A 10,000-nucleotide genomic window follows, 5' to 3' on the forward strand; every position below is an offset into this window, starting at 1 on the left:
CAGGGCCTGCGCCCCTGTCTCAAGACCGTCCCAGCCGGGCAGACGGCGCAGCATGGCGTCGGCTATGCCCGCATTCAGGCCCTGCGCGTGGTCGAGCGCGTCGCGGAAGCGGCTGAAATCGCGCTGCGGAAAGGCGATGTCCAAAACGGCCTCATTGAAAAACGCCTCTACAGCGTCTGAGGTCGCCGGGTCGGCGTCGAGGTCAAAACGCGCTTCGTGGCCGAGATGGTATTTGAGCCGTTCGACGCTGGAGTGCGGTTTCGATTTATCCGGGGAGTTGCCCAGCCCCGCAATTCCAAGCGCTAAAAGCGCTTCGGCTATATCCTTGCCGCTGAAGGCTATGCCCAGACCTGCGGCCATGCCGGTAGGATCGAGCATGGCCGCACCGCAAAGCCCCAGCTTGCCGAGATTAGATTTAACGCCTTCAGACAGTTGCCGAGTCATTTCGCCCTCCACCACAACCATGGGGGCAATTTTTTAAATTGCAACACCTTGTCGAAATTGCAGAGGCTTCGGTTCAAGCCTTTTTTGCAGCGCTTACGCTGCCAGTTGCATCACCTGATGCTGGGTAAAGCGGAAGTCGTTGAGCATATGAACCCCGAAGGAGTCCTCCCCGACCCAGATCACGCGCGCATCCACCTCGGCATCCACGAGACGGATTACCACGGTGTCGTCGGGCGTGAGCCCCGGTGTGACGCCGATACGTGCCCCGGTTTCGCTGATGTCATAGAGGCGCAGATTGCGCACCGTGCGGCCTGCCACCTCTATATCCACCGTCTCGGTCGAGGCGTAACGCGCGGCTACCCGTTTATCGACCAGCTCATCCAGAAGCGACGCCAGTTCGGTTTGCATATCGCGCGAAGCCCCCGCCATGTCCTGAGAAATGGCCTGCATGTCGTCGGCGGTGCGTTCCGTCCGGCGTGTGGCTTCGGGCAGCAGGTTGATGATGCGTTCGGCCTCGCGATTGCCCAGCGCGGCGCGCTCCAGATTGTGACGGATATTGTCAGCGGCCTGGCTCTGGGTCTTTACGGCATCAGCGACCGTGCGCGACGTCTGGGCCACCGACGCGATAATGCCGGTGACTTCTGACACAGAGCCGACCATGCTTTCGGCCGCCAGACGCACATCATTGATCTGGGCTTCGATTTCAGCGGTCGCGCGGCCTGTCTGATTGGCCAGCGATTTGACCTCTCCGGCCACGACCGCAAAGCCTTTGCCCGCATCGCCCGCGCGCGCCGCTTCGATGGTGGCGTTGAGTGCCAGCAGATTGGTCTGGGCGGCGATGTCTTGAATGAGGCGCGACACTTCGCCGATGCGTTCAACAGCCTGCGTCAGCGCCTGCGCCATATCGCGCGAACGCTCCAGTTCTCCGGCCACGCGATCGGTCATTTCCGCGCTTTCGCCGGTGCGACGCGCGATCTCGCCAAAGCTCTGGCTCACCTCGGCCATACTGGCGGACACGCTGTCCACGTCGCGCGCCGACGCGCTCAGACGGTCGATGGCCGCCGTCAATTCCTCGCGCGTTGTCTTGGCGGTCTGACTGAATTCCCCGGTGGAATCACCGACCGATGAGGACAGGGTCTGTACGGCATCCATGACATCGGTGATGGCATTGCGGATGCGCTGAGACAAGGTGTTAATGCGGTCTTTTTCTTTGATGATCAGTTCGTTACGTTTCACATCATTGGCCGCGTCGGCAATTTTTTCGATGGTACGGCGACGGAAAAACTCCAGTGCGCGCCCGACCTGACCGATTTCATCCTTGCGCGTCGCTTCGGGGAGGCTGGCATTGAGGTCCTTGTCCGCCAGATGGCGGATATTCTGATCCAGCCCGTTGATGGCTTTCAGGATCGAATGGGCCAGACCCAACGCCATAAAAACCGCCAGCAGGGCCGCCACGACCGTTACGGCCAGCAGGGTATAGAGGGTTGTAGAGAAGCCGCTGATCCGTTTCTGCAAAAGCCGGTTCAACTCACGGGCTGAGGCTTGCCACAGGGCATCGCTCGCCTTGGCGTAGGCCGCTTTGGCGCGGGTGAGTGGCGTCAGATCGACGCTTGCGGCATGGCCCTGCGTCTGGATCTGGTGTGCCAGCGTCAGGGCTTCGGCTTCCACAGCCTGCGCAGAGGCGTTATAGGCGTCGCGCTCGGTCTTGAGCGTGGACAACAGACTGCCGTTGGCGGCAATCGCTTTGTCGAGCGAGGTGATCTGGCCCTGCCAGGCGGCGCTGAACTGCCCCACGCCCACCACAAGGTTGGTCGTTTCCTCGGTGCTCAGGCTGGCCTTGGCCTGATAGGCCGCCATGTCATGCAGGACGGCGGAGATACGATTCAAGGCGTCCGGCGCTTTGAAGGCCACGGAGTCCATCACGTAATAGCTGTCGATATCCGGATCGAGCGTCAGATTGGAACGGTCGCTGAGGACGGTGAGCAGCGCCAGCGCCCCTTCGGCGTCGGGTGCTTTGGACAGGGCCTCGGCCTCGCTGGCCGCCAATGCCTTCAGGGCAGGGGCCTGCGGGTCAAGGGCCGGAAGAGGCTCCGAACCGCCGGAAAGCTGCGCGGTCGTGGCGTTCAGAACGGGCCACACGGTGCGCATGGCTTCGACGCCCTGAATTTCCTTGCGCCCGAAATTGATGTCCTTCAGCGATTGCTGCACAAACAGATAACTCATCAGCACGATGGGCACCATGAACACGCCGGTCATGATGATGAGCTTGCTGCGGATGCTTAAGGCGGCGAAGGGCATGGGGATATCCAGACGGGTAGGCGGTTAACCCAAAAAACCGTGTTTTGGTTTCCGTTTCCTTAACGTCAAAGTCAGCTTTCAAATTTAAAAATGATGGCCGCGCCTGTCCCAATTGTCACAAAAAACGCCTTTACAGTCAGGCGAAAATACCCGATATAGCCCGCTTCCGGCGGACCCCGACACACAGGTCGGCGCCCTGGGGCCCCAAGAGGTCGTTTCTCGAAGGGCTGGGCGTCGTTGAAACGCTGCTAACGCCGGTCTGGGTTTAACTTAACTTTACGGGGTATTGGCAGTGGCACACTTCCAATCGGCCCTGGACCTGGTCCGCGAGCAGTCACCGGAAAAGCCCGTCGCCCTTGTGCGACGTGAGCCCGTTTCCGTCGCAGCGCAATGGTTCCAGCGCCATTTCAATGGTGATGTCTTCTACGCGGTCAAGGCGAACCCTTCGGCGTGGGTGATTGAGACCCTGCTCGACGCCGGGATCGGTTCGTTCGACGTGGCCTCGATCAATGAAGTCAAGCTGGTGCGCGGCCTTGCGCCTGAAGCGCGTCTGGCCTTCATGCACCCGGTCAAATCGCGCCGCGCTATCGCCGAAGCCTATTCCGATTTCGGCGTAAAGACCTTCAGCCTCGATACCCACGAAGAATTGCAGAAGATCCTCGACGCCACGGGTGGCGCGAAGGACCTCAATCTGATCGTGCGTCTGGCGACGTCGGGCGAAGGCTCGAACCTGCCCCTGACCAATAAGTTCGGCGCCCAGCCCTATGAGGCGCCGGCGCTGTTGCTGGCGGCGCGTCAGGCGACGCAGGACCGCATGGGTGTCTCCTTCCACGTCGGCTCGCAATGTATGCGCCCGACCGCCTATGCGGCAGCCATGTCGGCGGCATCGCGCGCGCTGGTCCGCGCCGGCGTGCTGGCGGATATTGTCGATGTCGGTGGGGGCTTCCCCTCGGTCTATCCGGGCATGGTGCCGCCTTCGCTGCCGGAATATATGGACGTCATCCATCGCGCCTTTGATGAAATGAAGGTGCACGAGGCGACGGAACTGTGGGCCGAGCCCGGCCGTTCGCTGGTGGCTGAATCGACCTCAATCCTGGCCCGCGTTGAGTTGCGCAAGGGCGATGCCCTTTATCTGAACGACGGGGCCTACGGCAATCTGTTCGACGCCACCCACGCCAAGTGGCCCTTCCCGGTGCGCCTGCACCGCGCCGAGGATGGTGACGAGCAACCGGAACTGAAGCCCTTCCGCTTCTACGGTCCGACCTGCGACTCCATCGACCACATGCCGGGGCCGTTCTGGCTGCCCGCCGATGTGGAAGAGGGCGATTACGTCGAAATCGGTATGCTGGGGGCTTATGGTGTGGCTATGACCACCGGGTTTAACGGCTATGGTCAGACCGAAACCGTTTTCCTCGACGACGCGCCGATGGCCTCGCTGTTCGGTCTGGGCCCGCGCTCGCTGAACGTGCCGCGCAGCCTTTTCGACAGCGTCGAAGAGAACAAGGTCGTGCGCCTCAACCGCCCCAAGGGTGGCAAGCGCGGCAAGAAGCGCAGCAAGTAAAGCAGACAAGGGTCGGTTTTTCAAAAGCGGCCCTTGTTTTTTGCCCCATCATGTAACATATAAAGTTACATGAAAAGAGATGGCAAACTTTCCGGCATGCTGCACGTTCTTCTGCATATGGCAGATACGGATAAGGCCGTGACGTCTGAGCGGCTGTCGCAGATGATGGGCACCAATCCCGTGGTCATCCGCCGCGTCATGGCGGGCTTGCGCGAACAGGGGCTTGTGCAATCCGAAAAAGGGCATGGCGGCGGCTGGCGTTTGGGCCGGCCGTTGGCGCAGGTGACGCTGGCTGAAGTTTATCGGGCCGTTGGTGAACCAGAGTTGTTCGCCATGGGTAATCGCAGCGAAAACCCGCAGTGTCTGGTAGAGCAGGCTGTCAATGCGGCCATCGACAACGCTCTGTCTGAGGCTGAGGCCTTGTTGATGCAGCGTTTTGGCGAGGTGACTCTGGCCATGCTGGCTACCGATTTCCAGCGTCGCGCCGAAGCCCGCGGCTATGCCTTGCCTAAAGATCATCCCCATCCGGAGAGCAATCATGATCTATGATGCCCTGATTGTGGGCGGCAGCTTTGCCGGCCTGTCCGCCGCCATGCCTCTGGCGCGCGCGGCCAAGAAGGTCTGCGTGCTAGACAGCGGTCAGCCGCGCAATCGCTTTGCCGAGGCTTCACATGGTTTTTTTGCTCAGGATGGCGTGGCCCCCCTGACGCTGAAGGCCGCCGGGCGCGAGAAGCTCGCCGCCTATCCCACTGTCGATTTCGTCAATGATGAAGCTGTAATGGCGCGTCATACGCGGGATGGCTTCCTCATCGAAACCCTTCGGGGTGAGGTTCTTCAGGCCCGCAAGCTTGTGCTGGCCTATGGGGTGCGCGACCACTTGCCCGATTTGCCAGGCCTTGCCGAGCGGTGGGGCGGGACCGTACTCCATTGCCCTTACTGCCACGGCTATGAGTTCCTGAATCAGCCACTTGGCGTACTTCGCGTCACCCCCATGTCAGTGCATCAGGCCCTGCTGATCAGCGAGTGGGGCCCGACCACCTTTTTCCTCAATGGCGAAGACCTGCCGGATGCGGATGCGCTGGAGCAGCTTAACACGCGCGGCGTGCGGATCGAGCCTGCGCCGATTGCGACGCTGGAAGGCGAGGCGGAGACGCTGGACGGTGTGCGCCTGAGCGACGGACGCCTTGTGCCACTGGCGGCGCTGTATGTGGCCACGCGCACCGAAATGACCAGCCCGCTGGGGACCCAACTCGGATGCGTCGTGCAGGACGGTATGCATGGCCCCCTGATCGTGGTTGATCCGTTAGGCCAGACCAGCGTGCCCGGTGTTTTTGCTGCGGGCGACCTCATCCGCTCGATGCATAATGCCAGTTTCGCGGCAGCGGACGGCATGATGGCGGGCGTGGCGGTTCATCGCTCACTGGTTTTTGGCCCTCTGGGGATGTAGGGGAGAGCTTGTCTCAGGCTTTGCAAAACCTTGATTTGCAAAGTGTCGGCTTATGGGCTATACGCCGCTCCCTGTAAAATCCCGCCCCATCGCACCGTCTGGGGGGTACCGGGCACATGACGGGCGTCCACCTTTCTCCTCTTTACCAAAAAGGACCAAGCGATGAACGCTAACACCCCCCAATCCAATCAAAAGGCCGCCCTGCTCCAGAACACCGTGGAGCACGTCGATATCACCTCTTACGACGCGCGCCCGATCATCGACTCGATGCGCAAGATGTCGTTCTCGTCGCGCGATACCGCCCGCGCCGCCGACATCTTCAACATGGCGCTGGAAGACAAGGACTGCTCGCCGTGGCTGATCCTCGCCGGTTCGACCTCGGCCGGCGGCTGTATGCACGTCTATCGCGACATGGTGAAGTTCGGCATGATCGACGCCGTGGTCGCCACGGGTGCCTCGATCGTCGATATGGACTTCTTCGAAGCGCTCGGCTTCAAGCACTATCAGGCCGCCGGTCCGGTGGACGATAACGTCCTGCGCGACAACTATATCGACCGCATCTACGACACCTATATCGACGAAGAAGAGCTTCAGGCCTGCGACCACACCATCCTTGAGATCGCCAATCGCCTTGAGCCGCGCGGCTATTCCTCGCGCGAATTCATCTGGGAAATGGGCAAGTGGCTGTCGGAAGGCAATGCCAAGAAGGAAGGCTCGCTGATTCAGACCGCCTATGAGCACGGCGTGCCGATCTTCTGCCCGGCCTTTGTGGACTCGTCTGCCGGTTTCGGCCTCGTCAAGCACCAGAAGGAACGCGCGGCTGCGGGTAAGCCCTATCTGATGCTCGACGCCATTGCCGACTTCCGCGAACTGACCGACATCAAGATCGCAGCCGGCACCACCGGCCTGTTCATGGTTGGCGGCGGTGTGCCGAAGAACTTTGCGCAGGACACGGTTGTCTGCGCCGAAATCCTCGGCGTCGAAGCCGATATGCACAAGTACGCGGTGCAGATCACCGTCGCCGACGTGCGTGACGGTGCCTGCTCGTCCTCGACGCTGAAGGAAGCCGCCTCGTGGGGCAAGGTTTCGACCACCTACGAACAGATGGTCTTTGCCGAAGCCACGACGGTTGTGCCGCTGATCGGTTCGGACGCCTACCACCGTGGCGCGTGGAAGTCGCGCGAGAAGCGTAACTGGGCTAAGCTGTTTGCGTAAACCCTGAGTAAATGACGCCGATTTTTGAGAATAAGTCTTGTTAATCGTTTGCTTAACGGTATCAAAATGCCATTAACCAAAGATCGGCGTCAGAGATCGCGATTTTTTTTTACTCAGCCTCTTCCCTTTTTCAAAATAGTAGCTATTTAGGCTCTAACGACGGTGACACACGTAATTGAGTCGCTGTCATAAGTTCGTCGCCGGGATCATCCCCCCCCCCCCTCGAATCCGGCGGCATGCGCGGCCCTCTCTGCCCCCCAGAGAGGGCCGTTGTTATTTCGGCGCCCGTGATGGGGCAGATCGGGATTTCTTTTCTGAATTTGCGCTCAACCTGCGTTTCGCGCGGGTCTGCCCCCCCAGAAAGGGCCGTTGTTATTTGGGCGTCTGTGTTCCCATTACCCCAATCCTCGCCAACCACGTCTCGACCCGCTGTGGCCATTCCGAAATCGGCAGGCCTGTGGGGCGTAAGCCGAACGCATGGCCACCCTTGGCATAGAGGTGCATTTCGACGGGCACGCCGGCCTGTTTAAGCGCGGCTTCATAGACGAGCGAATGGCGCACATCGTCCACGGGATCGTCCTTGGCGTGCAGAAGGAAGGTGGGTGGTGTTCCCGGTGTGACCCTGATGTCCGGCTCAAGGGTGAGATCGGGTTCCCGCCACAGATGTCCGGGATAGAGAACCACGGCAAAATCCGGCCGAAAGGTCTGCGAATCCGCTTCATCCACCGGGGCATAGGCCGCCTCAGCGCGCGTACTGACCGCGGCCGCCAGATGCCCCCCGGCGGAAAAGCCCAGCACCCCGATACGGTTCGGGTCGATGCCATAGGCTTTCGCATCCTGACGCAACAGGCGCAGCGCTCGCTGCGCGTCCTGAAGCCCCATCCACACCTTGGGGTGTTCACGGCAATTACAGTCGGGATTCCACCAGGGTCCTGAGGCAGGAACCCGGTATTTCAATACAACGCACGTAATGCCTCTGGGTGTCAGCCAGTCGCAGACCTCGGTCCCTTCAAGGTCCATAGCCAACACGCGATAGCCCCCAGCCGGCAGGACCACAACGGTGGCACCCGTGTTGTTGCCCTGCGCGGGATAGATCGTCAGACTGGGTTGAGAGACATTGCTGATCTGTGTCCATGGTCGCCCGGCGACCAGAGACTTGCCCTTGCCCGTCTGTTCGGGGCCGTTGGCTCTGGGATTACCCTTATGGGCAGAGTCCGGCCACAGCGCCACAGTCACGGCCGAAGCCGAGGAAGCCATGAGGGAAACGCAGAACATCGCAGTGACTGTTCTGCGGGCCATCCGTTTACGCCGCCCGGCGCAGGCGACGCGGCAGGGCGCGCAACCGCGCCCATAGCTTCTTCTTTTCCGCTTCTGGATAGGGTTCCAGATTGCGGATAAACTCCTCCGCGCAGGCGCGCCACGAAAACTTTTCGGCATGACGGCGCACGTGGGCGCGATCGAGCTTCAAAGCCTCGGTAATGGCGACACTGAGGTCGTCGTCGATGACGCCTGCCCCTGTGCCGGGGATCAGGTCAATGGGGCCGTGCGCCGGGAAGGCCGCCACCGGCGTCCCGCAGGCCATGGCCTCCAGAATGACGAGGCCGAAGGTGTCAGTCAGGGACGGAAACACAAACACATCGGAATCGGCGTAGGAGCGCGCCAGTTCCTCGCCAAAGCGGGCGCCGGTAAACACCGCGTCCGGATATTTCTCCTTGAGTTCCTCAAGCTGCGGCCCCTTGCCGACCACCACCTTGGTGCCAGGCAGGTCAAGCGACAGAAAGGCTTCGAGGTTCTTTTCGATGGCCACGCGACCGATATAGGTCATGATGGGGCGCGGCAGATCGCCAAAGATCGGCTCAAGGTCCGGGCGGAACATCTCGGTATCGACGCCGCGCGTCCACGGTGAGATGTTCTTGAAGCCGCGCGCCTCAAGGTCTTTTTGCAGGGTGGGTGTCGCCACCATCACGCGGCCCGACGGCTTGTGGAACCAGCGCATATAGCCATAGCCCCAGCTCAGCGGAATGGGCAGGCGCGCCGACACATATTCGGGAAACTTGGTATGATAGGACGTGGTGAAGGGCATCTTCCATTCCATACACACCCGCCGCGCCGCAAGGCCCACAAAGGCTTCGGTGGCGATATGCACGGCATCCGGCTCATAGTCCTGGATGATTTCACGCACCTCTTCGTAGCAGCCCAGCGCCAGCTTGACCTCAGGGTAATCGGGCCACGACACCGATTTGAACTGGGTATAGTCCACGATCTTGAATTCATGGCCGAGCTTTTCGCATTCGGCGATGACTCGTTTCATCGTCGTGACCACGCCATTGACCTGAGGGTCCCACGCATCGGTCGCCAGTAAGATACGCACAATCGTTTCCGTCTGTTGTCCTGGCCCTCTTGTCTAAAGGGCATCGGGCGGTCTGTGAAGCATGATTTTATTTCACGCCTGCGACAGTGACCACAGCGGCGGGGGAAATCCGGGGCTTTTGCGCAGTTGCGAACGGCAAAGGGTGGATTTTTCAGGGCTTGCCGCCGCTTTTGTGGGGAGCGGGTTGTTGCGATGCACAAAAAGGCGCGTATAATCGCACCTATGGTACAAAGTCGCGTCAAACCCTCCAGCCCCTTGTCAACCGCGACGAATGACCGGAATGTGAGTAGCGTCCGCGCCCGTAAACAACACACCACGGGAGGCCAGCGCGCGGAGGCTGGAAGGCAGCTTATGAGCGATCGACCGAAAGACACGCCCAAGTCCCGCCGCACGCGGGTTCAGATTCTCGACACCGCCATGCGGCTGTTCGCCGAACTGGGCTATGACCGTGCGGGCAATGCCGCTATCGCCGAAGCCTGCGGCCTGACGCGCGGCGCCATGCTCTATCACTTCCCGACCCGCGAAGCGCTGGTCGAAGCCGCCGCCTGGCATATCCACGCCGCGCGCGAAGCCGCCTTTGAGGCCGAAGCTGGCAAGCTGAAACCCGGTCAGGACGCGCTGGACGGGGCCATTGACGCCTACTGGCGACTGCTCAGTTCGGTGC

General features: G+C 61.0%; 9 protein-coding genes. 5 read left to right on the forward strand and 4 right to left on the reverse strand.

Annotated elements, in window-relative coordinates; genetic code table 11:
• Nucleotides 1-444, reverse strand: a 444-nt coding sequence (locus tag LDL37_RS09385) for a hypothetical protein (RefSeq protein ID WP_290797198.1), incomplete at its 3' end; no start/stop codon positions are given.
• A gap of 93 nt (nt 445-537) precedes the next feature.
• Nucleotides 538-2,742, reverse strand: coding sequence for a methyl-accepting chemotaxis protein (locus LDL37_RS09390; RefSeq protein ID WP_290797201.1), 2,205 nt, complete (start codon nt 2,740-2,742; stop codon nt 538-540).
• 292 nt (nt 2,743-3,034) lie between these two features.
• Between LDL37_RS09390 and LDL37_RS09395 the strand changes: the two genes are divergently transcribed.
• The 4 genes from LDL37_RS09395 (at nt 3,035) to LDL37_RS09410 (ending at nt 6,965) form a co-directional block, all read left to right on the forward strand.
• Nucleotides 3,035-4,303, forward strand: coding sequence for a type III PLP-dependent enzyme (locus tag LDL37_RS09395; protein ID WP_290797203.1), 1,269 nt, complete (start codon nt 3,035-3,037; stop codon nt 4,301-4,303).
• A gap of 96 nt (nt 4,304-4,399) precedes the next feature.
• Nucleotides 4,400-4,852 (forward strand): Rrf2 family transcriptional regulator, encoded by a 453-nt coding sequence (locus tag LDL37_RS09400; protein WP_366509233.1) that lies wholly within the window; start codon nt 4,400-4,402, stop codon nt 4,850-4,852.
• Nucleotides 4,842-5,750, forward strand: coding sequence for an NAD(P)/FAD-dependent oxidoreductase (locus LDL37_RS09405; RefSeq protein ID WP_290797208.1), 909 nt, complete (start codon nt 4,842-4,844; stop codon nt 5,748-5,750). The genes LDL37_RS09400 and LDL37_RS09405 overlap by 11 nt, the downstream gene beginning before the upstream one ends.
• A gap of 162 nt (nt 5,751-5,912) precedes the next feature.
• Nucleotides 5,913-6,965, forward strand: a complete 1,053-nt coding sequence (locus tag LDL37_RS09410; protein WP_290797211.1) for a deoxyhypusine synthase — start codon at nt 5,913-5,915, stop codon at nt 6,963-6,965.
• Nucleotides 6,966-7,337: 372 nt separating this feature from the next.
• On the opposite strand, the gene LDL37_RS09415 is transcribed toward LDL37_RS09410, so the two are convergent.
• The gene (locus LDL37_RS09415) at nt 7,338-8,222 is read right to left on the reverse strand and encodes an alpha/beta hydrolase (RefSeq protein ID WP_290797214.1); all 885 of its coding nucleotides are present in this window, start codon (nt 8,220-8,222) and stop codon (nt 7,338-7,340) included.
• A gap of 46 nt (nt 8,223-8,268) precedes the next feature.
• Entirely contained in the window at nt 8,269-9,336 is a 1,068-nt protein-coding gene (locus LDL37_RS09420) for a glycosyltransferase family 1 protein (protein ID WP_126421838.1), read from the reverse strand.
• Between the two features lie 351 nt (nt 9,337-9,687).
• Here LDL37_RS09420 and LDL37_RS09425 point away from each other — a divergent pair.
• Nucleotides 9,688-10,000: helix-turn-helix domain-containing protein (locus tag LDL37_RS09425; protein WP_290797218.1), on the forward strand; the 313-nt coding region annotated here is incomplete at its 3' end.

Origin of the sequence: Asticcacaulis sp., assembly GCF_020217185.1 — a bacterium.
Lineage (GTDB): Bacteria > Pseudomonadota > Alphaproteobacteria > Caulobacterales > Caulobacteraceae > Asticcacaulis.